Source organism: Nocardioides agariphilus, from assembly GCF_015352445.1.
Classification (GTDB): Bacteria; Actinomycetota; Actinomycetes; order Propionibacteriales; family Nocardioidaceae; genus Nocardioides; species Nocardioides agariphilus.
This window is the reverse complement of the sequence record NZ_JADKPO010000018.1, coordinates 46208-71575: the sequence shown is the minus strand read 5'-3', so window position 1 is coordinate 71575 and position 25368 is coordinate 46208. Positions and strand designations below refer to the sequence as shown.

General features: G+C 69.1%; 23 protein-coding genes. 8 read left to right on the top strand and 15 right to left on the bottom strand.

Translation table 11 applies throughout. The features are described 5' to 3' along the window. Positions 1 to 37: 37 nt before the first annotated feature. Positions 38 to 364: an RNHCP domain-containing protein gene (locus ISU10_RS14230; RefSeq protein ID WP_194697063.1), complete on the top strand. Its 327-nt coding sequence runs from the start codon at positions 38 to 40 to the stop codon at positions 362 to 364. Positions 365 to 418: 54 nt separating this feature from the next. Here ISU10_RS14230 and ISU10_RS14225 read toward each other — a convergent pair whose 3' ends face one another. Further along, a complete protein-coding gene (locus tag ISU10_RS14225; RefSeq protein WP_194697062.1) occupies positions 419 to 1459 on the bottom strand; it encodes an NAD(P)-dependent alcohol dehydrogenase in 1041 nt (346 codons plus the stop codon). Positions 1460 to 1534: 75 nt separating this feature from the next. Between ISU10_RS14225 and ISU10_RS14220 the strand changes: the two genes are divergently transcribed. Continuing rightward, complete coding sequence (locus tag ISU10_RS14220; RefSeq protein ID WP_194697061.1) at positions 1535 to 2260, top strand: TetR/AcrR family transcriptional regulator; 726 nt, start codon at positions 1535 to 1537, stop codon at positions 2258 to 2260. On the opposite strand, the gene ISU10_RS14215 is transcribed toward ISU10_RS14220, so the two are convergent. The 4 genes from ISU10_RS14215 to ISU10_RS14200 all read right to left on the bottom strand — a co-directional run bounded on the left by ISU10_RS14215 (position 2235) and on the right by ISU10_RS14200 (position 8252). Next, complete coding sequence (locus ISU10_RS14215) at positions 2235 to 3029, bottom strand: hypothetical protein (protein ID WP_194697060.1); 795 nt, start codon at positions 3027 to 3029, stop codon at positions 2235 to 2237. The genes ISU10_RS14220 and ISU10_RS14215 overlap by 26 nt on opposite strands. A gap of 191 nt (positions 3030 to 3220) precedes the next feature. Then, positions 3221 to 4393, bottom strand: coding sequence for an acyl-CoA dehydrogenase family protein (locus tag ISU10_RS14210; RefSeq protein WP_194697059.1), 1173 nt, complete (start codon positions 4391 to 4393; stop codon positions 3221 to 3223). Next, complete coding sequence (locus ISU10_RS14205) at positions 4390 to 6561, bottom strand: acetate--CoA ligase family protein (protein ID WP_228500888.1); 2172 nt, start codon at positions 6559 to 6561, stop codon at positions 4390 to 4392. The genes ISU10_RS14210 and ISU10_RS14205 overlap by 4 nt, the downstream gene beginning before the upstream one ends. After that, positions 6558 to 8252 (bottom strand): phytoene desaturase family protein, encoded by a 1695-nt coding sequence (locus ISU10_RS14200; protein WP_194697058.1) that lies wholly within the window; start codon positions 8250 to 8252, stop codon positions 6558 to 6560. The genes ISU10_RS14205 and ISU10_RS14200 overlap by 4 nt, the downstream gene beginning before the upstream one ends. A 128-nt stretch (positions 8253 to 8380) precedes the next feature. Here ISU10_RS14200 and ISU10_RS14195 point away from each other — a divergent pair, with 128 nt between their 5' ends. Continuing rightward, positions 8381 to 9034, top strand: coding sequence for a TetR/AcrR family transcriptional regulator (locus ISU10_RS14195; protein WP_194697057.1), 654 nt, complete (start codon positions 8381 to 8383; stop codon positions 9032 to 9034). Positions 9035 to 9087: 53 nt separating this feature from the next. Here ISU10_RS14195 and ISU10_RS14190 read toward each other — a convergent pair whose 3' ends face one another. Both ISU10_RS14190 and ISU10_RS14185 read right to left on the bottom strand, forming a co-directional pair. Then, a complete protein-coding gene (locus ISU10_RS14190) occupies positions 9088 to 10248 on the bottom strand; it encodes an ABC transporter ATP-binding protein (RefSeq protein ID WP_228500886.1) in 1161 nt (386 codons plus the stop codon). Further along, complete coding sequence (locus ISU10_RS14185; protein ID WP_370865386.1) at positions 10248 to 11630, bottom strand: aspartate aminotransferase family protein; 1383 nt, start codon at positions 11628 to 11630, stop codon at positions 10248 to 10250. The genes ISU10_RS14190 and ISU10_RS14185 overlap by 1 nt, the downstream gene beginning before the upstream one ends. 207 nt (positions 11631 to 11837) lie before the next feature. On the opposite strand from ISU10_RS14185, the gene ISU10_RS14180 reads away from it, so the two are divergent. The 3 genes from ISU10_RS14180 to ISU10_RS14170 are packed head-to-tail and all read left to right on the top strand — an operon-like array spanning position 11838 to position 14949. Continuing rightward, complete coding sequence (locus ISU10_RS14180; RefSeq protein WP_194697056.1) at positions 11838 to 13112, top strand: polyamine ABC transporter substrate-binding protein; 1275 nt, start codon at positions 11838 to 11840, stop codon at positions 13110 to 13112. After that, entirely contained in the window at positions 13109 to 14077 is a 969-nt protein-coding gene (locus ISU10_RS24155; protein ID WP_370865385.1) for an ABC transporter permease, read from the top strand. Before ISU10_RS14180 ends, ISU10_RS24155 begins: the two co-directional genes overlap by 4 nt. Next, positions 14074 to 14949 carry an ABC transporter permease gene (locus ISU10_RS14170; RefSeq protein ID WP_194697055.1) on the top strand — a complete coding sequence of 292 codons (876 nt, stop codon included), beginning with the start codon at positions 14074 to 14076 and terminating at the stop codon, positions 14947 to 14949. Before ISU10_RS24155 ends, ISU10_RS14170 begins: the two co-directional genes overlap by 4 nt. 4 nt (positions 14950 to 14953) lie before the next feature. Here the strand turns inward: ISU10_RS14170 and ISU10_RS14165 are convergent, their stop codons facing one another. Further along, positions 14954 to 15535 carry a lysoplasmalogenase gene (locus ISU10_RS14165; RefSeq protein WP_194697054.1) on the bottom strand — a complete coding sequence of 194 codons (582 nt, stop codon included), beginning with the start codon at positions 15533 to 15535 and terminating at the stop codon, positions 14954 to 14956. Between the two features lie 148 nt (positions 15536 to 15683). On the opposite strand from ISU10_RS14165, the gene ISU10_RS14160 reads away from it, so the two are divergent. Further along, a complete protein-coding gene (locus tag ISU10_RS14160) occupies positions 15684 to 16928 on the top strand; it encodes an aromatic ring-hydroxylating oxygenase subunit alpha (RefSeq protein ID WP_194697053.1) in 1245 nt (414 codons plus the stop codon). Here the strand turns inward: ISU10_RS14160 and ISU10_RS14155 are convergent. The 4 genes from ISU10_RS14155 to ISU10_RS14140 form a co-directional block, all read right to left on the bottom strand. Further along, entirely contained in the window at positions 16925 to 17362 is a 438-nt protein-coding gene (locus ISU10_RS14155; RefSeq protein WP_194697052.1) for a hypothetical protein, read from the bottom strand. The genes ISU10_RS14160 and ISU10_RS14155 overlap by 4 nt on opposite strands. Before the next feature lie 10 nt (positions 17363 to 17372). Then, positions 17373 to 17639: a CBU_0592 family membrane protein gene (locus ISU10_RS14150; RefSeq protein ID WP_228500884.1), complete on the bottom strand. Its 267-nt coding sequence runs from the start codon at positions 17637 to 17639 to the stop codon at positions 17373 to 17375. Positions 17640 to 17716: 77 nt separating this feature from the next. Further along, positions 17717 to 19468 carry an ABC transporter substrate-binding protein gene (locus ISU10_RS14145; RefSeq protein ID WP_194697051.1) on the bottom strand — a complete coding sequence of 584 codons (1752 nt, stop codon included), beginning with the start codon at positions 19466 to 19468 and terminating at the stop codon, positions 17717 to 17719. A 402-nt stretch (positions 19469 to 19870) separates the two neighbouring features. Continuing rightward, positions 19871 to 21595 (bottom strand): ABC transporter substrate-binding protein, encoded by a 1725-nt coding sequence (locus ISU10_RS14140; protein WP_194697050.1) that lies wholly within the window; start codon positions 21593 to 21595, stop codon positions 19871 to 19873. A gap of 237 nt (positions 21596 to 21832) precedes the next feature. Here ISU10_RS14140 and ISU10_RS14135 point away from each other — a divergent pair, with 237 nt between their 5' ends. Further along, positions 21833 to 22552, top strand: a complete 720-nt coding sequence (locus tag ISU10_RS14135) for an aspartate/glutamate racemase family protein (protein WP_370865383.1) — start codon at positions 21833 to 21835, stop codon at positions 22550 to 22552. Positions 22553 to 22593: 41 nt separating this feature from the next. On the opposite strand, the gene ISU10_RS14130 is transcribed toward ISU10_RS14135, so the two are convergent. Genes ISU10_RS14130 through ISU10_RS14120 form a run of 3 tightly spaced genes read right to left on the bottom strand, consistent with a single transcriptional unit; the run spans position 22594 to position 25348 of the window. Next, positions 22594 to 23190: a LutC/YkgG family protein gene (locus tag ISU10_RS14130; protein ID WP_194697049.1), complete on the bottom strand. Its 597-nt coding sequence runs from the start codon at positions 23188 to 23190 to the stop codon at positions 22594 to 22596. Then, complete coding sequence (locus ISU10_RS14125; protein WP_194697081.1) at positions 23187 to 24599, bottom strand: lactate utilization protein B; 1413 nt, start codon at positions 24597 to 24599, stop codon at positions 23187 to 23189. The genes ISU10_RS14130 and ISU10_RS14125 overlap by 4 nt, the downstream gene beginning before the upstream one ends. A 17-nt stretch (positions 24600 to 24616) precedes the next feature. Further along, positions 24617 to 25348: a (Fe-S)-binding protein gene (locus ISU10_RS14120; protein WP_194697080.1), complete on the bottom strand. Its 732-nt coding sequence runs from the start codon at positions 25346 to 25348 to the stop codon at positions 24617 to 24619. Positions 25349 to 25368 lie beyond the last annotated feature (20 nt).

Here is a 25368-nt window from a genome sequence, read left to right as displayed (position 1 = left end):
ACGCGACGGCTCGCTGAACGCTGCGTAGCGTGGGGCCGTGGCGTTCACCCGGAAGGTCGAGGACTTCGACTGCGTGGTCTGCGGTGCCCACAACCGCGGTGACGGCTACACCAACCACTGCTCGGACTGCCTGTGCTCCCGCCACGTCGACGTGGACCCCGGTGACCGTGCCGAGGACTGCGCGGGTGTGATGCGGCCGGTGGGCGTCGAGGTCGTGCGGGGCAGCTACGTGATCGTGCACCGCTGCGAGCGCTGCGGCGTCGTACGCCGGTGCAAGGCCAACGCGCGCGACGACAACGACGCCATCCACGAGGTGATGCGGACCGCCGCCGAGCGGGCCCTGCGTGAGGGTCGCCGTCCGTGACGATCGTGTTGTCTCAAGCGACGTGAGACAGCATGTTCGTCACTGACGGCGAGGTCAGGGCAGGATCACCGACTTGCCGCGCGCGTGGAACTCGCCTTGGACCCGCAGCGCCTCGGCGGCCTCCTCGAGGGCGAACCGGCGCTCCAGCACCGGCTTGACCAGACCCTGCTCGACGAGCTCGCGCAGCTGCTCGAGGTCGGCGGTGTTGCGGGTCGCGACCTTGAACCCCGGACCCCGGCCCTGCGCGAAGGCGAAGTAGAGCGGGTTGGCGATCATCCGGGGGAGCGGGTGCAGCCAGCGGGACTTGGGCGAGGTGACCATCACGTAGGACCCGCCGTCGGTGAGCATCCGTCCGCACGACCGCAGCGGCCAGACGCCCGCGTTGTCGAAGACCAGGTCGTACTGCTCGCCGGAGCGACTGTGGTCCTCGCGCGTGTAGTCGACGACGCAGTCGGCGCCGATGCGGGCGGCCGTCTCGACGTTGCCGGAGCTGCAGACCGCGGTGACGTGCCCTGCGCCGAGAGCCTTGGCGATCTGGACGGCGAACGTTCCGACGCCGCCCGATGCGCCGTTGACGAGGACCCGCTGTCCCTCCTGGAGCCGGCCCCAGTCGCGAAGGCCCTGCAGCGCGGTCACCGCTGCGATGCCCAGGGTGGCCGCCTCCTCGAACGACGACCCCTTCGGCTTGGCGACCAGCCAGTCGGCCGGCGCGGCGACGTACTCCGCGAACGCGCCGCCCTCGACCTGGCCGAACACCTCGTCGCCGGGCTGGAAGCGAGTCACGTCCGTGCCGGTCGCCACGACGATGCCTGCCATGTCGGAGCCGACCAGCGTGCGCTTGGGGCGGCGCAGGCCGAGGGCGGCGCGGGCGAACATCGGGAGACCGGTCGTGAGGTGCCAGTCGGCAGCGTTGACCGAGGCCGCCTTGACCTGGACGAGTACGTCGGAGGGGCCGGGCTCGGGTACGGCGACCTCCGCGACGGCGACGACGTCCTCGGGGCGGCCGTAGCGGTGCTGGGTCGCGGCCCGCATGGTCGCGGGGATGGCGGGTCCGCCGGTGACCGGCGGGTCGGTGCGGGTGGTCGGTGAGGTCATGGCGTTCTCCTTACGCTGTAAACTTACGGCGTAAACTTACGCGGTAAGGGCGGCGGCGTCTAGTCTTGACGCGAGATGACCGAGACCGTCCGCAAGACCTCCCGACCGACGCTGAGCAGAGACCTCGTCCTCGAGACGGCGGTGAGCCTGGCCGACCACGAGGGGCTGGGCGCGCTCTCGATGCGCCGGCTCGGCCAGGAGCTCGGTGTCGAGGCGATGTCGCTCTACCACCACGTCGCCAACAAGGAGGCACTGCTCGACGCGATGGTCGACGCCGCGGTCATGGAGCTCGGCGCTGAGGTCGGCCCCGGAGGGGGGCCCGAGGCTGAGCGCGACTGGGTCGCAGCGCTGCGGGCCCGCATCCTGACCGCACGCACGGTGATGCTGCGCCACAAGTGGCTGCCCGCCGTGATCGAGACCCGCACCAAGCTGAGCCCGCCCCTGGTCGCGTACTACGAGGGCGTGCTCGCCACGCTCGTCGCGGGTGGCTTCTCCTACGACCTGGCGCACCACACGCTGCATGCCCTCGGTGCCCGGGTGCTCGGCTTCAGCCAGGAGCTCTTCGATCCAGGCAAGGGCGGTGGTGACGCCGCCGACATGTCCGAGGCAGAGACGGCCGCGATGGCCGCGGCCTTCCCGCACCTCGGGGCGATGATGGCCGACATCGTCCACGAGGGCGGCGAGACGAGCATCGGCTGGTGCGACGACCAGACGGAGTTCGAGTTCGGGCTCGACGTACTGCTCGACGGCCTCGAGCGCCGGCGCGCGGGCGCGACTACCGGCGCCCCGTCGACGGGTTGAGCGGCGGCCGCCGCCGCGGCGACCGACCGACGACGAGGAGCACCAGCAGCACGACAAGCAGGACCACGGGGATGAGCAGCAGGTCCATCAACAGTGCGGACCCGACCGACATCCCGGACGAGAGCTCGACCCACAACCACAGCAGGCCGATCGGGATGACCACGACCAGCACCGTCCGACGGATGAGGGCAGCGGTCCGGTCGCGGATCCGGGTCATCTGGTCGGCCGCCTTGGTCGCCAGACGCAGCGCGTGGTCGCGATCGGCATGCCGCAGTGGCTGCGCGTCCAGCCGTCCCACGACTTCGGCGACATGCTCGTGGTGGGCAGCGATGACCGCATCGGGCGAGGGGTCCTCGATCAAGCGGACCGGGTGGTCGGGCGTGGCCGTGACGCTGAAGCCAGCGAACGGGTCGCCGCGACGGGGAACGAGCGCACCGCGCCGCTCGGTGCCGATGGTCTCGACCACGGTGCCGTCGTCGAGCTCGGTGCGCAGCCGCAGCAGGGGCGCTTCGCCGAACGTGTCGACGCCCGCGAACGCCGTACCGTCCGGCGCCACGAGCACGGTCGCCGCCGGGCGGTTGCGCCACGCCTCGAGCCGGGCGCGTTCGGGGCGGCTGTAGGCGTTGTCGTAGCGGCTCGGGCCGGACAACGTGGCGAAGCGACCGAGCACGCGGAAGCCGCGTGCCTCCAGCGCCTCGACGTTCGCGGGGTGCGCGGGCGGCCGGGTCTCCATCTCCGTGACGTCCGCGACGATGGCCACCGGGTCCATGCGCGGCAGGATCGCACGTGAGGCGGCCGTTTCTCAGTCGAACGGGCTGAGCCTGCGGCAACAGCGCTGTCCAAGGCCCTGGGTGATGAGGCGTGGGCCGCTCGTAGCCGAGCAGGCAGAACTCTCAGCTCGGGACGAAGCCCCGGCGGAGACTCACGGCAAACGGGGGGTTATGCCTGTTCCTCTACGAGCTAGGCGTCTCCGAGCACGGCCGCCGTGCCTCGCTTGAGCAGCTGCTGTCCCACGATGACTCGCTGGATCTCGGAGGCGCCCTCCCAGATGCGTTCGACGCGGAGCTCGCGGAACATCCGCTCGGCGACGTTCTCGCGCATGTACCCGCGGCCGCCGAACACCTGGACCGCGCGGTCGGCGACCCGGCCGGCCAGCTCGGAGCAGAGCAGCTTGATCATCGAGGCGCGGGCGTGCAGCACCTTCCGGTCCTCGCCCGCGTCGATGGCCCGCGCGGTCTCGTAGAGCGCGGCCCGCGCGGCGTACAGCTCGGCGGCCGAGTCGGCCAGCATCGCGGCCACCAGCTGGTAGTCGCCCAACCGCTGCCCCCCGACCATCCGCTCTGCGGCGAACGCCGTCATCTCGTCGAGCAACCTGGACGACGCACCGACGCAGCGCGCGGCGACCATCACCCGCTCGAACCGGAACCAGTCCTGGGTGAAGGTCATCCCCTCTCCCTCGCGCCCGATCAGCTGCGAGGCCGGGATGCGCACGTCGGTGAAGGACACGATCGGGTGGTGGTCGGCGATGTTGTGGGTGTAGGCCGGAGTGCGGACGACCTCGATGCCCGGGGTCGGGAGGTCGACCACCAGGAGTACGTGCTCGCCGGCGTTGGGTCCGTCGGTGAGCACCGCCTGCACGAAGCAGTAGTCGGCGACGTTGTAGGACGTCACGTGCCACTTGGTGCCGTTGACGACGTAGTCGTCGCCGTCACGGCGTGCGGTCGTGGCGAGGTCGCTGACGTCCGTGCCGGCGTACTCCTCGGTGATCGCGTAGCACTCGTGTCGCTCGCCGCGCACGGCCGGCAGCAGCCAGCGTTCGCGCTGCTCCTCGGTGGCCACCTCGACCCACCACTGCGGCGGCGTGTGGAGGCACCACGCGAGCCCGTTGGTGATCCGGCCGACCTGTTCCTGCACCAGCACCTGCTGCAAGGACGTGAAGCCGGGACCGCCCACGGACTCCGGCATGTTGGTCGCGTAGAGCCCGCTCGCGAGTGCCGCGTGGTGGAGCTTGTCGGAGAGCTCCGGGGGCTGCGCGCCGCCGGCCAGTTCGGTCTCGACCTCGTACTGGACCAGGTCGTCGACGAACTCCCGCGCGCGGCGCCGGATGTCCAGGTCCTGCTCGCTCAGCGTCATGCGGTCTCCTCAGATCCGGTCGCTGCAAGAGGGACGATCAGTACGTCGACCGCGACGGCCCCCTCCGCCGTCACGATCACGGGGTTCAGGTCCACAGCGGCGAGCTCGTCGCCGCGTTCGTGGGCGAGTCGTGAGACGGCGACGACGACATCGACGAACGAGTCGACATCGGCCGGCGGCGCGCCGCGGAAGCCGTCGAGCAGGGGTCGCACCTTGAGCCGGTCGATCATCCGACGAGCGCCCTCACGGGTCAGCGGAGGGAGGGCGACGGCCCGGTCGGCCATCAGCTCCACGAGCACTCCACCGGCTGCCACGACCACCAAGGGCCCGAGCGCGGCGTCGCGCACGATGCCGACGGAGAGCTCGACCCCGGTGGGCACCTGCTGGTGCACCGTCACCTCGGGTCCGAGTCGCTCGGCGAGGTCGTCGTAGGCCGCACCGACAGCCGCGAGATCGGTCAGGTCGGTGACCACGCCGCCGACGTCGGAGCGATGGTTGATGCCCTCAGCCGCGGTCTTGAGGACGACCGGCCAGCCGAGGTCTGCCGCGGCGGCCTGCGTCGCCGCCCGGGTCGAGGCGCTCGCCGAGCGTGGGGTGGGTATGCCATAGGCAGTGAGGAGGTCCGACAGCTCACTGGGTTTCGAGACGGGCGCTAGCGCGCCCTCCTCAACCAGCGAGGGGGTCGGCGGTGGCGCGCCCTCCTCAACCAGCGAGGGGGTCGGCGGTGGCGCGCCCTCCTCAACCAGCGAGGGGGTCGGCGGTGGCGCGCCCTCCTCAACCAGCGAAGGAGCGTCAGGTGCGGGACGGTCGACCGAGTCCTGCAGATGCTGCAGAGCGAGCAATCCGTTGCGGAAGCCTTCCAACACGGGCACTCCAGCCGCGCGTAACCGGTCTGCGGCCTGCTCGTCGATCGCGGCCGGCAGTCCGCTCAGCACGACCACGGGCTGGTCGGTGGCGCCGAAGGCGTCGAGCGCGGCGTCGGGGTAGGCGATGTCGCCGTCGTACTCGCGCACTAGGTCGATCGCCAGGGCAGTCACACCGACGGCCGGGTCGGCGGCGAGGTCGACCAGACAGCCGCCGAACAGCTCGCGGGTGCCGGCGCCCCCGCCCCAGACGTCGAGTGGGTTCCCGGGCTCGAGTCCCTCGTCGAGCCGGTCGGCGAGGGACTTCATGGTCTGCTCGCCGAGTGTCGCGAACGGCACGCCCAGCTGGTGGGCGAGATCGGCGACCAGGCTGCGCTCCGCACCGGAGTCGTGCACCGTGGCCAGCGCGCCACCGGGGCGGGGTCGGCGCCGTGAGGCCAGCAACGCAAGGGTGTCGGCGAGCTCGGCGAGGTCGCCGACGAGGTGGCCGGCGACGTCGTCGGCGAGCGCCTCCCATGCCCCGGAGCCGCCGGCCACCGCGCCGGAATGGGCGGCCACCATGGCCGATCCGAGAGGGGAGTGGCCCACGGGCAGGAGCACCACCTCGAGGCCCGCCTGGCGCGCCCGGCGTAGCGACCAGCGCAGACGATCGCCCCCGCGGATCGTCTCGAGCACCAGCCCGAGGACCTGGGTGTCGCTGTGCTCGACGAGGTGGTCGACGTAGTCGGCCGTGGTCGTGACGAGCTCCTGCCCCGACGACACCACCAGGTCGTAGCCCAGGTGCAGCCGGGTGCGCAGCATCGTGGAGAAGACCGAACCCGAGTGGGTGATCAGCGAGACCGGACCGGTGCGCATGTCGTCGCGCTCGGTGTAGCCCATGGCCCGGATGCCGCGGCGTACGTTCCAAAAGCCCATGCAGCCCGCGCCGACCAGCGCCATGTCGGCATCGGTCGCGATGTCGCGGAGCTGGTCGCGTACGCCGGCCGCGTGCGCGCTGCCGAAGACCACCGCGCCGCCCGCACCGACGGAGGCCGCCGCCTTCAGCTGGTCGACCAGCCGCGTGTCACCGACGCCGAGCAGGACGAGGTCGGGCGAGGCGTCGAGGTCGGCGAGGCTTGGCACGCAGCGCTGCCCCGCCACCTCGTCGTACGACGGGTTGACCAACCACATCCGCTCGTAACCCGGTGAGCGCAATGCCTCGTCGACCATCCGCTGACCGAGGCTGCCGGGCCGCGCGCTGGCACCGACGAGCGCGACGCTGCGCGCCTCCAGGGTGCGCGCGAGTGCGTTGTCTGCTGGGTTCAAGCTCGCGACCTGCGCAGTCGACCGCGCAGCGACCTGCGGTCCTTGATCGCGGCCTTCGCCGCCTGCCAGCCAGGGATGCCGCAGACTCCGCCGCCCCCGTGCGTGGCCGAGCTGCCGTTGTAGAGGCCGGCGATGGGCGTGCGGTAGTCGGCGTAGCCGGGCGCGGGCCGCATGTGGAACAGCTGCTCGGGCGTCAGCTCGCCGTGGAAGATGTTGCCGCCGATCAGGCCGTACTCCTCTTGCATCTCGTGGGGTCCCACGATGTCACGGTGAGTGACCGATGCGGCGAAGCCTGGCGCGACCGCGTCGTAGAGGTCGATGAGCCGGTCTGTGTAGGCCTCCAGCTCCTCGGTGTGTGGTGCCTCGGCCCACTCGTGCGGGACGTACTGCGTGAACATGCTGAAGATGTGGGTCCCGTCCGGGTTCATCGTCTTGTCGAGCGAGGTCGGGATGACTCCGTCGCTGAACGGCATCAACGCGGCCTTCCCCTCGCGAGCGTCCTGGAAGGCCCGCTCGATGAACTCCATCGTCGGCGACATCTCGACCGAACCGGTCAGGTGCTCGGGGACGCCGCCCGACGTATGTCCAGCGTCGCGCTCGGTGGCGGGAGTATCAGTGAACCTCGGCAGCTCGGACAGCGCGAGGTTGATCTTGACCACCCCGGAGCGGGTGTTCCAGCGCTCGATGTCGCCGACGAAGTCGTCGGGCAGCTCGGTGCGCGCGATGTGGTCCAGGAACGCCGTCTTGGGGTGCAGCGTCGTGACGACGGTGGGGGCGGTGAGCTGGTCGCCGTTCTCGAGCACCACACCGGTCACCCGGCCGTTGCTCGTCGTCACCGACTCGACGCGCGCGTTGGTGCGGATCTCGACGCCGAGCTCGCGAGCCGAGCTGGCGATGGCAGCGGAGACCGCGCCCATGCCGCCCTCCGGGTAGCCCCACGAGCCGAGCTGATGGCTGTGGTCGCCCCCACCAGCACCGCCAGCACCGTCGCCGACGTCGCCGATGGAGTGGTGGGCCATGACGTAGGCCGTGCCGGGCGCGTAGGGGCCGGCCCAGGTGCCGATCACGCCGTTGACGGCCAGGGCGCCCTTGATCTGCGGCGACTCGAACCAGTCATCGAGCATGTCGGCGATGCTCATGCTCATCAGCCGGGTGATGTCGGCGACCATCCGCGAGTCGACGCCGCGGTTCTTCCAGACCAGCTTGCCGAGGTCCGCCAGGTCGGCGGGTGAGTGGCTGCCGATGTTGGGCGGCACGCGCGTCAGCAGCGGACCCATCACGTCGGCGATGCCGGCCAGCCAGGCGTTCCACTTCGGCCAGGCCTCGGCGTCCTTCTTCGACCACCGGGCGATCTCGTCGTAGGTGCGGGCCTCGTCGTCCTCGTAGATCGTCAGCGAGCCACCCTCGGGGAAGGCCTGGAAGTACGGGCCCATCGGGTGCACCTTGTAGCCGTGCTGCGCGAGCTTGAGCTCGTTGATGACCGTGGCCGGCATCAGGCTCATCACGTAGGACAACCGGGTCACCGACAGGTGCGGTGCGTCGGCCCACGGCTGCTCGGTCGTGGCGGCGCCGCCCAGCTTGTGGCGGCCCTCGAGGACCAAGGTGCGCGCGCCGTCGCGGGCGAGGTAGGCCGCGGCTACCAGGCCGTTGTGGCCGCCGCCGACCACGATCGCGTCGTAGGAGCTGGTCATCGAGAGGTCCTCTCAGATCGGTCGCCGGTCGTTTGACTGACTGTTCAATCTAACGAGGTGATAACCTGCTCCGCAAGGGGCGCGCTGACCCCAGACTTGTGACCCGACGCCGTAGAAAGTCGAGGACCATGGCCGAAGCCGCCCCGCAGACCGAGGGCAACGAGGCCCGCCGCCGCGCGATGCTGCAGGCGGCAGCCGAGCTGATCGCCGAGCGCGGGTTCGGCGAGACCCGCATCGCCGACGTGGCCAAGCGGGCCGGCACCAGCAGTGGTCTGGTCATCTACTACTTCGGCACCCGCGACCGGCTCCTCGTCGATGCGCTGCGGTTCTCCGAGGAGGCCTACTACGACAGCGCGGCCATGCTGCTGGGCGACGAGCAGGACTTCCGCAACCGTCTCTCGATGCTGGTCGAGTGGTCGTGCGTGCCGTCGCTGCCGGGCGAGGTCAGCGGTTCGTGGGGCCTGTGGCTCGACCTGTGGGCGACCGCGCTGCGCCACCCCGAAGTACGCGAGGCCCGAGTCGAGCTCGACAGCCGCTGGCGCGACCTGCTCGAGCGCATCGTGACCGAGGGCCAACGCTCCGGTGCCGTTAAGCGAGACGTGGACGCCCGCCAGTTCGCGCTCAGCTTCACCGTCGTCCTCGACGGCCTCTCCACCCAGGTCGCCCTCGACGACCCCGAGATCACCTCCGACGTCGCCTACGACATCGGCATGGAGTACGCCGAGCAGCGCCTCGGCCTGTCCCCCACCAAGCGCCGCGCCAACAAGCGCCGCCGTCCGTGACGAACCTGCTGTCTCAACGCTCGTGAAACAGCAAATGCGTCACTGACGGCGAGTCAGCCCGCGGTCAGCTCGGCGTCGACAGGATCGGGGAGCTTCGCCTCGGAGCGCCGCAGTACCTGTACGGCGGCAGGGGAGAACCAGCAGGCGACGCGCTCGCCGGGGGTGGCCTTGAAGGAGCGCGGGCCGGCCTGGTTGGCGATCTGCACGAGCAGCACGTCGTCGTCGCCGACCTCGACGCGCACCTGGGTGGAGGCTCCGAGGTAGACGACGTCGCGCACCAGACCCTCGACACGGTTGTGCCCGGCGGGGCTCGGTGAGCTCTCCTCGCCGATGGCGATGCGCTCGGGACGTACGACGATCGCGGCGTCGCCGCGCGGCGCGTCGCCGGAGACCTCGGCCGACAAGGTGCGGCCCAGCGATGAGCAGGTGGCCAGCCCACCGGACACCTCGCTGACCTCGGCGTCGAAGATGTTGGCGGAGCCGAGGAAGCCGGCGACGTACGCCGTCGCGGGCTGCGCATAGATCTCCTCCGGTGCCCCGACCTGCTCGACCTTGCCGCCGGCCATCACCGCGATCCGGTCGCTCATGGTGAGCGCTTCCTCCTGGTCGTGGGTGACGTAGACGAAGGTGATGCCGAGGTCCTTCTGCAACTGGCGCAGCTGGAGCTGGAGGTGCTTGCGCAGCTGGGCGTCGAGGGCGCCGAGCGGCTCGTCGAGCAGCAGGACCCGGGGGTTGAGCACGAGGGCCCGCGCCAGTGCGACGCGCTGTTGCTGGCCGCCGGAGAGCTGGGAGGGTCGTCGCTTGGCCAGCTCGGTGATCCGCACCAGCTCGAGGGCCTCGCCGACTCGTCGGTCGACCTCGCCCTTGTCGACCTTCTGGTAGCGCAGGCCGAAGGCGACGTTGTCGCGCACCGTCATCAGCGGGAACAGCGCGTAGCTCTGGAAGACGGTGTTGACCGGCCGGTTGTGCGGCGCCTGCTGGGCCATGTCCTCGCCGTCGAGCAGGATCTGGCCGGAGTCCGGTCGTTCGAACCCCGCGATCATCCGCAGTGTCGTGGTCTTGCCGCATCCCGACGCACCGAGCAACGAGCAGAACTCACCAGCGGGTAGGTCGAGGTCGATCCCGTCGACGGCGACCACGTCGCCGAACCTCTTGGTCAGCGTGGCCAGACGCAGTTGCCCACCCATGGCCCCATCGATGTCCGAGCCCCTCATCAGGCCTCACCAGCGTGGTGGCCCGCCACCTCGGTGAGCTTGCCGAAGTTGGCGATGAGGAGCTCCACGTCGGCGTCGGTGTGCTGCACGGACAGCAGCCACTGCTCGACCTTGCCCCACGGTGGGAGGAACACCCCCCCATTGTGCTGCAAGAGCCAATGCAGGTTGCCCCAGCGGTCGTCGACCTCGAGGAAGTCGCGGTAGTTGCGCACCGGTGACCCCGTGAACGCCACGCAGCCCTTGGCCCCGACACTGACCACTCGCCACGGCAGACCGGCGGCCGCGATGTGCCGCTCGAAGCCCTTCTTGGCCAAGGTGGCCAGCGCGTCGAGCCGCGCGTAACCGGCGCTGTTGATCACATGCGTCAGGTTGGCGCGCGTGGCTGCCATCGCGAGCGGGTTGCCGTTGAACGTGCCGACCTGCTCGTACCTCCCGTCGGCGATGGCCGACATCACCTCTTCGATGCCCCCGATCGCGGCAACGGAGATGCCCCCACCCAGCGCCTTGGCGAGACAGACGATGTCGGGCGTGACGCCGTACCTCCCGGTGGCACCGGCTGGGCCAGTGGTGAAGCCGGTCTTGACCTCGTCGAAGGTCAGGTAGGCGCCCTCGGCGTGCAAGAGCTCCTTGAGTCCCGCGAGGTAGCCGTCCTCGGGCGGGATGATGCCGGCGTTCATCATGATCGGCTCGAGGATCATCCCGGCGATGCGGCCGCGGTGGGTGGCCAGCGCCCTCTCCACTGCGCCGAGGTCGTTGAACGGCACGACGACGATGAGATCCATGATCGCGCCGGGGATCCCGGAGTTGCCGGGCACGTTGTGGGGTGCGTCCGCCGGGCCGACGTCCTCGGGCTCGGGTAGCACCGAGACCTGCACGGAGTCGTGATGGCCGTGGTAGCAGCCCTCGACCTTGATGACGAGGTCGCGCTCGGTGAGGGCGCGCATCAGATGGATGGCGTCCATCGTGGCCTCGGTGCCGGAGTTGGCGAAGCGCCACAGCGGCAGCCCGAACCTGCGCTTGAGCTCCTCGGCCACCCAGATGGCATCCTCGGTCGGCTGCGCGAAGTGCGTGCCGCGCGCGACCTGGCGCGAGACGGCCTCGACGATGGCCGGGTGGCCGTGGCCGGCGATGGCGGCGCCATAACCGCCATGCATGTCGACGTACTCGTTGCCGTCGACGTCGAAGACGTGGGAGCCCTGGCCATGGCTCATCCACACCGCCTGCGGCTGGGCGATCTGCCAGTTGGAGGTCGCGCCGCCGGCCAGTGACCTCGCTGCGTCCGCGATCATCGCGGTGCTGCGCGGCTGACGCTGCACGAACTTCTCGGACTCGGAGTCGATGATTGCGTCGATGGTCTCGTCGGTGGTGACGGAGATGCTCACTGTGTCCTCTTTCGGTTGTCGGCTGGCGAGCTTGTCGAGAGACCCGTTTGACTGAGTGTTCAGTCTAAGCGGGACGGAGCCCGCTCCACAACAGGAGGACGCTGGACGTGTCACGGTCTCGCTACGGCCGTCGCGAAACGATTGACTGAGTATTCAGTTCATGCGACGGTGGGCCTGGACGGGACCACACCGATTCGCGGAGGTGTCATGGAGCAATCCCCCAGGAGAGCCGGTCAGCCTGCCTTCGACCGACGAGCCTTGCTGCGCAACGCTGCCCTGCTGGGCATCTCCGTGCCCGCCCTCAGTGCCCTCCTCCAGGCGTGCGCCGACTCACCCACCGGAAGCGGCAAGGGACCCGGGGGCGGCACGCCGACCGAGGGTCTCAAGATCGCCTCGCCCGACAACCCGGTCACCTGGGACATCGCCGACGACAACCAGCCGATCGCCGACGGCCTCCAGCCCGAGAAGGGCCCGTTGCGGGTCTACAACTACGCCGACTACCTCGGCCCCGGCGTGATCAAGGCCTTCGAGGAGAAGTACGGCGTCGACGTCAAGGTCTCGACCTTCAACGACACCGACGAGGCGATCACCAAGATTCGGACCGGCGCGGTGCCCTTCGACATCTACTTCCCCAGCTACGACCAGATCGGCAGGCTGGTGACGGCCAAGCTGATCCGGCCGCTCAACCACAGCTACATCCCCAACCTCACCAACGTCTGGGAGTCCTTCCAGAGCCCGTGGTACGACGGCGAGGCCCGCTACTCGGTCCCCTACAGCGTCTACACCACCGGCGTGGGCTGGCGCACCGACAAGGTCTCCGAGGACGTCGCCGCCCTCGACAACCCCTACGACGCGCTGTGGAACTCCGACTACAAGGGCATGGTCGGCATCATCGACGACTGGCACACCGCGATGGCCATGGTCGCGCTGCGATCGGGAGTCACCGACGTCAACAGCGAGAACCCAGCGGACCTGGAGGTCATCCAGACGGCGCTCACCGAGCTGAGTGCGGCGACCAAGCCCAAGGTCACGGTCTCGATGTACAACGACCTGCCGGCCGGACAGCTCGGCATCAGCCAGATGTGGTCGGGCGACATCGTCAACGCGCAGTACTACCTGCCCAAGGGGCAGTCTGCCGACATCTTGCGCTACTGGTTCCCCGAGGACGGCAAGGGCCTGGTCGACAACGACCTGATGCTGGTGCTCAAGGGCGGTAACAACCCCGTGCTCGCGCACCTGTTCCTCAACCACCTGCTCGACGAGAAGACCTCGCTGAAGAACTTCGGCTACATCGGCTACCAGCCTCCGCAGAACTCCATCGACACCGACTCGCTCGTCGCCGACGGCTACCTTCCCGAGAACCTGGCCACGGCCGCCGTACGCAAGGAGTGGTTCGACGTCGCCTACCGCCTGCTGGAGCTGACGGTCGACAACGACGCCGCCTGGCACCAGGTGTGGCAGCAGTTCAAGGCGGGCGCGTGACGGCAGCGCTCCTGCCCGACGCCCCGGAGTCACCCGAGTCACCAGCCGCGCCGAGCAGACGCACTCGCGAGCCCCGCGGCGGTCGAGTCCTCGGGCCCCTCCTCGCGCTGCCCGGCGTGGCCTGGCTGCTGCTGTTCTTCGTCGCGCCCCTCTACGTCGTGCTGGCGGTGGTCTTCGGCGGGGTCGACCCGGTCTTCCGCACGGTCATCCCCGTGTGGAACCCGGTCCTGTGGTCCTCCGACCAGCCGATCTACGTGCTCACCCACATCGTGGGCAGCGACGGGATCTTCGGACCTGCCCTGCTGCGCACGGCGGTCTACGTGTTCACCGCGAGCTGCCTGTGCCTGTTGATCGCCTTTCCCATCGCCTACTACGTCGCGCGCCTGTCGGGACGGTGGAAGGGCCTCTTGCTCACGATGCTGATCGCGCCGTTCTGGATCAGCTACATGATGCGGATGCTGGCCTGGGTCAACCTGCTGGCCAACGACGGCATCGTCAACAAGGTCATCTCCTTGGGGGGCATCTTCCCCGGTGATACCGAGTGGCTCTCGGGGAAGTCGATCGTGGTGATCCTGGGCCTGGTCTACGGCTACGTGCCCTACATGATCATCCCGCTCTTCGCCGGCCTCGACCGGCTGCCGACCAACCTCATCGAGGGCGCTCGTGACCTGGGTGCCAACCGGTTCTCGGCGTTCTGGCGGGTGACCTGGCCGATGTCGCGCCCGGTCGTCATCGCCAGCATCCTGCTCACCTGCCTGCCGATGCTGGGCGACTACTTCACCAGTGACCTGCTCTCGGGTGCGCCCAGCACCTCGATGGTCGGCAACCTGATCAACAACACCGTGCTGACGCCGGGCCAGACCGGACAGGCGGGAGCGTTCGTGCTGCTGGTGCTGCTCGTGTCGCTGCTGCCGATGGTCTACTACGTCCGCTCGGTCTCCCGTAGCGATGGAGCCATCGGATGAGCAGCCTGACCGCCTGGTGGCACGACCCCTGGCGCAAGCCGAGGCTCCTGGCGGCGGTGACCATCGTCTACCTGATGTGGTCGCTGTTGCCGGTGCTGATCGCCGCGGCGTTCTCGTTCAACGCCGGACGGTCACGCACCAGCTGGCAGGGCTTCTCGCTGCGCTGGTACTACGGTGATCCCGAGCGCTCGGTCTGGCACGACGACACCTTGCAGACGGCGCTGTTCCAGACCTTGCGGCTGGGTGTGCTCACCACCTTGGTCTGCATTCCCCTGGGCGTCGCACTGGCTATCGGCCTGCACCGCTGGCGCGGCCGCATCCCGAGCTCGGCCAACTCGATGCTCCTGTTGTCGTTCGTGCTGCCCGAGACGCTGCTGGCCGTGGCCCTGCTGCTGGTCATCACCCAGGTGGCCCTGCCGTTCACCCTTGGCACCACGGCCCAGGTGATCGGCCTGGTGACCTTCCAGCTGTCCTATCCGGCGATCCTGGTCAGAGCCCGGCTGGCGACCATCGGCCACCAGCTCGAGGAGGCTGCCCAGGACCTGGGCGCCTCACCGTTGTCGGCCCAGCGCCGGGTCATCCTGCCGATGCTGGTGCCGGCCATCGTCGCGAGCGCCGTCCTCGTCTTCGCCGATGTCATCGACGACTTCGTGATCGTGCGCTACCTCTCGGGCGACTCCACCACCGAGCCGACGTCGGTGAAGATCTACAACACTGCGCGAGCTGCGCCGACGCCTGCGCTCAACGCGCTGGCCACCTTGATGCTGGTCGCGGCGATGCTGGCGGTGGCGTTGGGCTTCCTGCTCTATCGCTGGCTCGGCAAGCGAACGGGTGAGGCCGAGTCGATCGGTTCGTTCGCCGGCGAGACGTAGGTCGTCAGCGTGTCCGGGTCAGTCCCTCGGTGATCAGTGCCTGAGCGACTGCATACGTGCCGAGCACCGCTGCCTCGAGCGCGCGCGAGTCCTCACCCGCCACGAACTGCTGGACCCCGATGAGGGCGTCGGAGACCAGGAACAGCCCGGCCCCCGGCAGCAGGAGATCGCGACCGCGGCCGTCATCGACCGCCGCCGCCGAGGCGACCATCACTGCGAGGGTGAGACCGTACGCCGCCACGGGCGCGGCGAGAGTCGGGTCCTGGCGACGGGCAGCGAGGGCCATTCCTCCAGCCAGCGCCGCGGCACCGCCGAGGAACCGGCGCCGGCCGCGGGTGCCGAGCAGCGGCATCGACGAACGGTCTCGGTAGGTAGCGATGTAGGCGAGGTGGGCGCCGAAGAACGAGCCCACTCCCGTGAGGAACCACCGGCGTCCGGAGCCCATCAGGGCGATGTCGCCCACCCAGGACAGCGCGTCGGCCGTCAGGACCGCGCGGCTCGGTTCGTCGGTGCCCATGACGTGCCGGGCGGCGAGCGCAGGCATCAGTAGCGGCTTGCCGATCAGGTAGGGCCAACGTCGTCTCATTCGGTCCCCTCTCGCGGTGACGCCGAACCTACGCCTGCCGAGCGGCGCCCGGGCGCGACAGGCCACGAACTGAGTCTGGAGTCAGTAGCCACTCCTGTGGGACCGTGGCACTAGACCAAGTTCCCTCCGCACGACTAGGATTGACTGCATGTTCAATCAAGCCCGTGGCACGGTTGCCCCTCTGCCTGCTGACGACGTGGCCGCGTCCTACGCGGCCTTCGGCACCTCGCGCATGCTGCCGCGTCTGGCCTACGTCGATCCCGCGGTCTACGACTGGGAGCAGGCCAACATCTTCTCGGGGTGGATGTGTCTCGGGCGGGGCGAGAAGTTCGCCGAGGCCGGCACCCAGACCAGCGTCGAGACCGGCGCCGGCGGCGTGCTGCTGGTGCGCGGTGACGACGGGGAGCTGCGGGCGTTCGCCAACGTGTGTCGCCACCGCGGCCACGAGCTGGTGCCGTGCGGCGTCACCAAGCAGACCAAGTCGATCGTCTGCCCCTACCACGCCTGGACCTACAAGCTCGACGGCTCATTGCGCAACGCCCCGGGCGGCTTCCGCGACGTCGAGGACTTCGACAAGACGCAGTTCGGCCTCGCCGAGCTCAACGTCGTGGAGTGGCACGGCTGGGTCTTCGTGGACCCGAGCGGGCAGTCCGGTCCGTTCGAGGAGCACGCCGCTGGCCTCGAGCAGGTCGTGGCCAACTACAAGCCTGAGAACCTCGTCACTGTCGCCTCGCACTCCTACACGCTCGAGACCAATTGGAAGGTCATCGTCGAGAACTACCAGGAGTGCTACCACTGCCCTTCGATCCACCCCGAGCTGTGCCGGGTCAGCCCGCCGCAGAGCGGCGAGAACCTCGAGCCCGACGGCGAGTGGATGGGCGGCTGGATGGACCTGGAGGCTCACGCGACGACGATGTCTCTCGACGGCACCAGCGGCGGCGTGGCCATCGAAGGGCTGACCGATGTCGAGATGCGCACGGTGATGTACGTCGTGGCGTTCCCCAACCTGCTGATCAGCCTGCACCCCGACTACGTGATGACCCACACGCTGCGGCCCATCTCGGCGGACCGGACGTTCGTCGAGTGCTCGTGGGCCTTCCCTCGCGAGGTGGCCGAGCGTCCCGGTTTCGACCCGTCGTACGCCGTCGACTTCTGGGACCTCACCAACCGCCAGGACTGGGCGGCCTGCGAGTCCGTGCAGCGCGGCCTCACCAGCCCGCACGCGATCCCCGGTCCGCTCGCGCCCGAGGAGGACGGCGTCTACCAGTTCGTGAGCCGGGTGGCCCGCGCCTACGCCGGACTCGGCCGCGCCGACGACGCCCGCCCGTCGATGAAGGCCGAGGACGTCGTGCCTGCTGAAGGTGCGCCGAGCGTGGACGAGGCCACCGTCTAGCGGGCCTCGGCCTTCGCCAGCACCGATCGCAGCTGCTTGCTCAGGGTTCGGCCGCCGACCAGCGGGATGGCGGCGCCGAGGAGGATGCCGACGAACGCCTTGGCGACGCGGGTGAGAGTGACGGTGATCTCGGTGCCGCCGTCGCGGGGCGAGAGCTGGTAGCGCCAGCCACTGCCCGGTCTCCAGATGTTGGAGTCCAGCGTCTCGATGGTCAGCGTGCCGGCGTGGTCGTCCCACTCGTAGCGCTCGCGCTCCCAGCCGATGGAGTTGCCCTCGGTGACCTCGGCCCACGTCGGGCCGAGCTCATGGACACGGAAGTGCGCCTCGTCGATGTTGGCCCACAGCTTTGCGCGGTCGGGCCCGAAGTCGGTCAGGACCGCCATGGTCTGGGTCGGTGTCAGGCTCGTGCGGACGGTGAACGTCGTGGAAGGCATGAGCCCATTGTCATCCCGCGGCGCTGACGTGCTGTCGGCGCAGTCGCGCCCGCACGAGCCCGACGGTGCCGATCACCACCCACACCAGGTTGAGCGCGGCTGACGGCCACGCGCCGTACCAGCCGGAGTTGACCATCAGCAGCGCGCCACCGACCAGGTTCATCAGCTGGAAAGTCAGGCTCGGTCCGAGGATGCGGCCGGTGGTCACCAGGGCGTAGGCGCCGATCAGCAGGGCCATGCCGATCCAGCCGGCGACGTCGATGGTCAGCGTGAGCACGGGGACAGCCTGGCAGGAGCCGGAAATCGGAAGATCCCCAGCAGCAGGTGCTGGGGATCTTCCGACTCAGCTGGTGCCTAGTTGGTCACATACATCGTCTGGAACGTCGGCATGCCGCGGACGTTGTCGTTGTACATGCCGCCGATCTTGGAGCCCCGGATGATCGCCGTGCCGGCATAGCCGGTGTTGACGGCCGGGTAGTACTTCTCCTCGATGAACTTGTCGAACTCACCCCAGGCCTGGGAGGTGTCGCCCTTCTTGCCGTCCAGGATGTCCTTCTGCATCTGGTCGGCGTCCGCCTCCTTGAAGTTGGACGGGTTGGGCATGCCCTCGAGGCCGACCAGCGAGCCGTCCCACTGGGCCGGGAACCACGAGCCGCCCGACGGCCAGTCCGAGCACCAACCGCTGGAGCGGACGTTGATCGGGCTCTTCGGGTCGGTCCGGGCCTCGCGGATCTTGTCGGAGGTCGAGGCGATCGGGGTCGCGGTGAAGCCACCGGCCTCCAGGCCCTTGACGATCTGGTCCTTGGCAGCCACCGACAGCGGGTCGTCGGTCGCGTAGAGGAACTTGATCTCGTACCCCTCGGCGTTCGCTTCCTTCAACAGCTCCTTGGCCTTGTCGGGGTCGGTGTTCTCGCCCTTGATGCCCAGCACGTCGTAGTCGACGCGACCAGCGGTGCCCGGCGGCAGGATGCTGGTGCCCGGCACACGGGTCAGCCCGACGATCTCGCCGCCGGCCTTCCAGGCGTCGATGTAGGGGTAGGCGTAGCCGATCGCCTGGCGCACCTTGAGGTCGGTGATCTTGGTCATGTCGAGGTACCACATGTACGTGCACGGCGACGTGCCCGTGACCAGACGGTCAGGCGAGTCCTGGGTGATCTTCTTGTACGTCGCCGGCGTGATGTTGTCGTAGGTGACCGTGGTCTGGCCGTCACCGTTGTCGGAGAGGATGGTGTTCTCGGTCTTGGCGGTGTCCTGGTTGAACTCGAAGTCCCACTCGTCGACCGACTGGATGCGACCGGGGTCGGTCGCCGGGTCCCAGTAGGGGTTCTTGACCAGCGTCAGCGAGGAGCCGGGCTTGTAGTCCTTGAACATGTAGGGGCCGGTCGCCAGCGGGTGGTTGCCGTAGGCCTCCTTGGTGTCCTTGGCCTTCGGGATGGCGGTGAAGACAGGGAAGGACGCGTAGTAGTCCATGTCGGGGAACGGCCGCGACATCTTGATGGTGATGTCGTTGCCGTTGACCGTGACGCCCTTGTAGGGGGACTTGTCCTTGTAGGGGCCCTTGTAGGTGTCGCCGTCGAGGAAGAACTGCAGCTGGTAGGTCGGACCGTCCGGCAGCTCCTCGATCGCGAACGAGCGGGCGATGGCGTAGGCGATGTCCTCGGCCTTGACCGGGGAGCCGTCCTCGTACTTCAGGCCGTCCTTCAAGGTGAAGGTCCACTCGGTCTTGTCCTTGTTGGGACGGCCGAGGTCGGTGGCCATGTCGGGGACCAGCTCCATGTCCTGGGTGTCGGGGTTGTACGCGTACTGCGTCAGGGCCCGGGTGACCAGGTTCATGATCTCGGTGGAGTCGGTGTAGTAGGCCCGGGTCGGGTCCAAGGTCGCCGGCACCTGCGAGGTGAGGACCGTGACCTTGCCGCCGCTCTTCGCGTCGGCGGGGAGGGCCAGGGGGCCTTGGGCGTCGGCGTTCTTCCCGGCGCCGGCCCCTCCGCCCGCCCCCTGCGTCGGGGTTCCGGCGTTGGAGTCGCTGCCGCTGCTGCCGCCGCAAGCAGCGAGCCCGAGGAGTGAGGCGACCGCCACGAGGGCGATCGCGGACCGCTTCAGTAGCACGTTGGGGTGTCCTTCCGGTCGGTGTCAGAAACCTCCGGAAGGGTTCGCCCATCGGGCCCGAAACCCAATGCCTGCAAGGGAAAAGTGACCTTCCCTCGCCCCTTCTGCAACCACTTCGTGACCTTCGGAGATGGTTGCTGAGATCAACCGAAAAAGGCGCGAAGAATGCTCTGAACCGGTGCTGAGGAAACTCAGCCAGGTCACAGGGCAGTCACGTCTCGGACGCGAACTGGTGAGCAAATGCCGCACGGCCCTCGACCGCCGTCGAGGGCCGTGCAAGATGGGGCCTCAGGGACCCGTCCGCGGAGCTCGAGTCGTGACTGAGGCGACCCCGAGAGTCTCGTCCGCGAGGGTCCGGTGCCGCCCGGGCCGGAAAGGTGACGTCCCGGGCGGCACCCCCATCTACTCGGTGATGTACATCGTCTGGAACGTCGGCATGCCGCGGACGTTGTCGTTGTACATGCCGCCGATCTTGGAGCCCCGGATGATCGCCGTGCCGGCGTAGCCGGTGTTGACGGCCGGGTAGTACTTCTCCTCGATCAGCTTGTCGAGGTCGTTCCAGCCGGCCGCGGCCTCATCCGCCGACCCGTCGAGGATCGACTTCTGCATGTCGTCGGCTTCCTGCTCGTCGAAGTTGGCCAGGTTGGGCATGCCCTCCAGGCCGACCAGCGAGCCGTCCCACTGGGCCGGGAACCACGAGCCGCCCGTCGGCCAGTCCGAGCACCAACCACTGGAGCGGACGTTGACCGGCGCGTTGTAGTCGGTGCGTGCCTCGCGGATCTTGTCCGTGGTCGAGGCGATCGGGGTCGCGGTGAAGCCACCGGCCTCAAGGCCCTTGACCAGCTGGTCCTTCGCGGCGACCGACAGCGGGTCGTCGGTCTGGTAGAAGAACTTGACCTCGTAGCCGACCGCGTTGGCCTCCTCGAGCAGCTGGCGTGCCTTGTCGGGGTCGGTGTTCTCGCCCTTGATGCCCAGCACGTCGTACTCCTCGCGCCCGGCAGTGCCCGGCGGCAGGATGTTGGTGCCGGCCACGCGGGTCAGGCCCACGATCTCGCCCTGCGCCTTCCACACGTCCACGTAGGGGTAGGCATAGCCGATCGCCTGGCGCACCTTGAGGTCGGTGATCTTGGTCATGTCGAGGTACCACATGTACGTGCACGGCGACGTGCCCGTCACCAAGCGGTCAGGTGCCTGCTGGGTGATCTTCTTGTACGTCGGCGGCGTGATGTTGTCGTAGCTCAGCGTCGTCTGCCCGTTGCCCGTGTCGCTGAGGATGGTGTTCTCGAGCTTCGCGGTGTCCTGGTTGAACTGGAACTCCCACTTGTCGACCGACTGGATGCGGCCGGGGTCGGTCGCCGGGTCCCAGTTGGGGTTCTTGACCAGCGTCAACGAGGTGCCCGGCTTGTAGTCCTCGAACATGTAGGGGCCGGTCGCCAGCGGGTGGTTGCCGTACTCGGGTCCGGTGTCCTTGGCCTTCGGGATCCCGGTGAACACGGGGAACGACGCGTAGTAGTCCATCTCGGGGAACGGGCGCGACATCTTGATCGTGATCTTGTTGCCGTCGACCACGACGCCCTTGTAGGGGGACTTGTCCTTGTAGGGGCCCTTGTAGGTATCGCCGTCGAGGAAGAACTGCAGCTGGTAGGTCGGACCGTCCGGCAGCTCCTCGATCGCGAAGGACCGCGAGACGGCGTAGGCGACGTCTTCGGCCTTCACGTCGGTGCCGTCCTCGTACTTGAGGCCGTCCTTCAAGGTGAAGGTCCACTCGGTGTTGTCCTTGTTGGGCTGGCCGAGGTCGGTGGCCATGTCGGGCACCAGCTCCATCTCGCCGTTCTCGGGGTTGTACGCGTACTGCGTCAGCGCCCGCGTGACGAGGTTCAGGATCTCGGTGGAGTCGGTGTAGTAGGCCCGGGTCGGGTCGAAGGTCGCCGGCACCTGCAGCGTGAGCACCGTGGCCGTGCCACCGGCGGCGGCGTCGTCCGGAACCGCGAGGGGCCCCTGCAGGTCGGGGTTCTTGCCCGCGCCCGCGTTGCCGCCCTCACCGAGGGTCTCGATGGGGTCGTTCGGATTGTCGCTCCCGCTGCCGCCACAGGCGGCCAGGGCAAGCAGTGAGGCAGTGCCTATCACCACTGCGGCTCTCTTCAAGCGCACGTCGATTCCTTTCGGTCGGCCGATGGGCCTTGTGCATGTCGACGGCAGCATCGAACGCCCGTCGGCGAGGACCAATGGGCTGTGCGGAACCGAAATGATCGAAGCCCAATCGCAACCTCTTCGTGACCTGCCTCACGCGGGACTTGGCCAGACTGCGAGCCAGTGTCACGGCTCCGTAACGGCGGTCTCGGGAGGGATGGAGAGGGAGAAAGCGTGTTCCACATCGGCATCGTCGGACACACCATCGAAGGCGCCGCCGACTTCGTCCGCGGCATCGCCGACTACGGTTCCCGGGCTATCGACGACTACCAACACCCGGAGTTCTCGCTCAACTGCGTGGCCATGGGCGAGACCCTCGACGCGATGCGCCGCGGCGATCTCGAGGAGTTGCACGACATCTTGGCCCTCTCCACGCGACGGCTGCGCGCCGGGGGTGCCGACTTCTTCGCCTGCCCGGACAACACCGCGCATCTCGCCCTCGAGGCCGACGGCCCCGACATGGCGCTGCCCGGCTTGCATATCGCCGACGTCGTGGTCGCCGAGGCCCATCGCCTCGGTCACGACACGGTCGGCCTGCTCGGCACGTCGTGGGTGCTCGACTCCGACATGTACCAGAACCGCTGCGCGGCCCGCGGCATCACCACCATGGTGCCCGAGCCCGCCGACGCGACGACGCTGCACGCCATCATCCTCGACGAGCTCGTGGTCGGCCGGTTCTCCGCCGAGGCGCGCGACGAAGTACTCGCGATCATCGGCCGGCTCGCCGACAAGGGCTGCTCGGCCGTTGCGATGGCCTGCACCGAGCTGTCACTGCTGGTGCCACCTGCCGTCTCACCGGTGCCGTTGCTCAACTCCACCCGGCTGCTCGCCCAGGCCGCCGTCGACACCGCCGTCGGCCGACAACCTCTGCCCCAGTGGCGAGGGGGCACCTGACACGTCGTGCGAAGCGATGGCCCAGTGCGTCCCGGGCAAGTTCAGCCGACGAGGAGGACGACCAGGGTCCGGGGGCCGTGCACGCCCTCGACCCGGCTGAGCTCGATGTCGCTCGTGGCACTGGGCCCGCTGATCCAGGTCAGCGGGCGGCCCTGCCGGACGGCCGGGGCGAGGCGGGGCATGGCGTCGGGTACGTCGGCGACGACCTGGTCGGCGCGGACGATGCAGATGTGCACGTCGGGGACGAGCGTGATGGCGCGCCGGCCTTGGCCCGGCCCGTGGTCCAAGACGATGGTGCCGGTCTCGGCGATGCCGACGGCGCAGTCGGTGACGACCGCTGCGCAGGCATCCAGCTCGAACGGTGTCAGGCGGTCATCGGTGACCGCATGGGGGACAGACACCGAGAGTGCGTCCGGTACGACGATGCGCCCGGCGGGCAGTGCGTCGCGCAGGGCGGCCTCGAGCTCGTCCGGCGGGCAGCGCACGACGGTGGCCTGGTAGTCGGCGACGCGTTCGGCGAACAGGGCCACCACGTCGTCGGGTGAGCTTCCTGCTGGGTGACCGAAGGTGGTCGAGCTTGTCGAGACCGCGCCCAGGGCTGCGCGAACCCGGTCGAGGATCTCGTCGCGGGCGCTCATCGCGTCCCTCCATCCGTGCGCCGCCACCAGGCCCGGAAGGACTCACGCGGCGCTCGTGGGAGGTCGCGGGAGCCGGTCCAGGCGCGGGCGCCGACGCGTGCGGCGATCCCGGTGCCGAGTCGGGCGAACCGCTCGGCCAGGCGCAAACGGCGGCCGGACCGGAACGTCGCTGCCGCGCCCTTCATGGCCACGGTCTGCATCGACGGCACGCCGCCCCACCGCTTGGCGCGGTGGGCGTCGACCACCTGGGCGCGAAGGTCGACCAGGACCGACGGGATGTCGATGCGCACCGGGCAGACCTCGAAGCACGCGCCGCACAACGAGGAGGCGTAGGGCAGCGAGTCGACCTGCTCGTCGACCCCGACGCCCTTGAGCAGTGGGTTGAGGATCGCGCCGATGGGACCGGGGTAGACCGAGCCGTAGGCGTGCCCGCCGACCCGCTCGTAGACGGGACAGGAGTTCAGGCAGGCCGAGCAGCGGATGCAGCGCAGGGCCTGGCGGCCGACCTGGTCGGCCAGCGCACGAGTGCGGCCGTTGTCGAGCAGCACGACGACGACCTCTTGCGGACCGTCGCCGGGGGTCACGCCGGTCCAGGTCGAGGTGTAGGGGTTCATCCGCTCGCCGGTCGACGACCGCGGCAGCAGCCGCAGGAAGACGTCGAGGTCCTCCCACGTCGGCACCACCTTCTCGATGCCCACCACCGACACCAGCACCTCGGGCAGCGTCAGGCACATCCGGCCATTGCCCTCGGACTCGACCACCACGAGCGTGCCGGTCTCGGCGACCGCGAAGTTGGCTCCGGAGACCGCCATCCGCGCCGTGAGGAACTTCTGGCGCAGGTGCTCGCGAGCCGCCCCGGCGAGTACGGCGGGATCGTCGGTGAGTTCCTCCGGTGACGCCAGGCCCTGCATGCGGCGCTGGAAGATCTCGAGGATCTCGGCCCTGTTGCGGTGGATCGCGGGCACCAGGATGTGGCTGGGCAGGTCGTCGCCGAGCTGGACGATCAGTTCGGCGAGGTCGGTCTCCCAGGCCGAGATGCCCTGTTCCTGCAGGGCTTCGTTGAGCCCGATCTCCTGGGTGACCATCGACTTGACCTTGACGACCTCGTCGATCCCGTGGCGCTGGGCGACCTCGGCGACGATCGTGCACGCCTCATCGGCGTCGCGGGCCCAGCGCACCTCTGCCCCCGCAGCGGTGAGGCGTGCCTCGAGCCTCACCAGGTGCTGGTCCAGCGAGGCCAGCGCAGCATCCTTGATGGCCGCGCCGGAGAGCCGGAGCTCCTCCCAGTTGTCGACCTCGGCCACGACACGGGCGCGCTTGTCGCGGATGGTCGCGGTCGCGTGCGCGAGGTTGCTCCGCAGCTGCGTGTTCGCCAACGCTTCCCGCGCGGCGACCGGGAACTTCGGCATCCCGACGAAGGTGCTCGTCACGACTGCCCCCCACCCGTCGCTGTCTGGGCGAGGACCTCGGCCAGGTGCATCACCCGGATGCCGGCCTGCTGGCGCGACAGTGCGCCACCGATGTTCATCAGGCACGAGCTGTCGCCCGCGACCAGGACCTCCGCGCCGGTCTCGCGCACGTGTCGAGCCTTGTCGGAGACCATCGCGACCGAGGTGTCGGAGTTCTTCACCGCGAACGTGCCGCCGAACCCGCAGCACTCCTCGGCGCGTGGCAGCTCGACCAGGTCGAGACCGCGTACGGCGCGCAGCAGCGTGGTGGGACGGTCGCCGACGCCGAGCATCCGCAACGAGTGGCAGGTCGGGTGGTAGGTCACCCGATGCGGGAAGCAGGCGCCGACGTCGGTCACGCCGAGCACGTCGACGAGGAACTCGCTCAGCTCGTAGGTGCGAGGCGCCGTCCGCTCGACCGCAGCCACGAGCTCCGGGTCGCCGGACCGGCGGGCGACCATGCCGTGCTGGTGGCGCGCAGACCCCGCGCAGGACCCGGACGGCGTGACGATCGCGTCGTACCCCTCGAACGCCTTCACGAACGACCGCAACGGCGCGATCGCCTCATCCAGGTAGCCGGTGTTGACCATCGGCTGGCCGCAGCACGTCTGGGCATCGGGGAAGTCCACCTCGACACCCAGGCGACGCAGCAGCGTGACACACGCCTTCCCGACGTCGGGGAAGAGCGCGTCGTTGATGCACGTCACCATGAGTGCGACTCGCACGGTGT

Coding starts and splice junctions, on each gene's coding strand:
- ISU10_RS14215 (WP_194697060.1), bottom strand. CDS start 3,029: ATGGACCCGGTGGCCATCGTCGCGGACGTCACGGAGATGGAGACCCGG.
- ISU10_RS14170 (WP_194697055.1), top strand. CDS start 14,074: ATGAGCAGCCTGACCGCCTGGTGGCACGACCCCTGGCGCAAGCCGAGG.
- ISU10_RS14200 (WP_194697058.1), bottom strand. CDS start 8,252: ATGACCAGCTCCTACGACGCGATCGTGGTCGGCGGCGGCCACAACGGC.
- ISU10_RS14190 (WP_228500886.1), bottom strand. CDS start 10,248: ATGAGGGGCTCGGACATCGATGGGGCCATGGGTGGGCAACTGCGTCTG.
- ISU10_RS14180 (WP_194697056.1), top strand. CDS start 11,838: ATGGAGCAATCCCCCAGGAGAGCCGGTCAGCCTGCCTTCGACCGACGA.
- ISU10_RS14120 (WP_194697080.1), bottom strand. CDS start 25,348: ATGGTGACGTGCATCAACGACGCGCTCTTCCCCGACGTCGGGAAGGCG.
- ISU10_RS14220 (WP_194697061.1), top strand. CDS start 1,535: ATGACCGAGACCGTCCGCAAGACCTCCCGACCGACGCTGAGCAGAGAC.
- ISU10_RS14210 (WP_194697059.1), bottom strand. CDS start 4,393: ATGACGCTGAGCGAGCAGGACCTGGACATCCGGCGCCGCGCGCGGGAG.
- ISU10_RS14130 (WP_194697049.1), bottom strand. CDS start 23,190: ATGAGCGCCCGCGACGAGATCCTCGACCGGGTTCGCGCAGCCCTGGGC.
- ISU10_RS14195 (WP_194697057.1), top strand. CDS start 8,381: ATGGCCGAAGCCGCCCCGCAGACCGAGGGCAACGAGGCCCGCCGCCGC.
- ISU10_RS14155 (WP_194697052.1), bottom strand. CDS start 17,362: ATGCCTTCCACGACGTTCACCGTCCGCACGAGCCTGACACCGACCCAG.
- ISU10_RS14160 (WP_194697053.1), top strand. CDS start 15,684: ATGTTCAATCAAGCCCGTGGCACGGTTGCCCCTCTGCCTGCTGACGAC.
- ISU10_RS14165 (WP_194697054.1), bottom strand. CDS start 15,535: ATGAGACGACGTTGGCCCTACCTGATCGGCAAGCCGCTACTGATGCCT.
- ISU10_RS14225 (WP_194697062.1), bottom strand. CDS start 1,459: ATGACCTCACCGACCACCCGCACCGACCCGCCGGTCACCGGCGGACCC.
- ISU10_RS14125 (WP_194697081.1), bottom strand. CDS start 24,599: ATGCCGAAGTTCCCGGTCGCCGCGCGGGAAGCGTTGGCGAACACGCAG.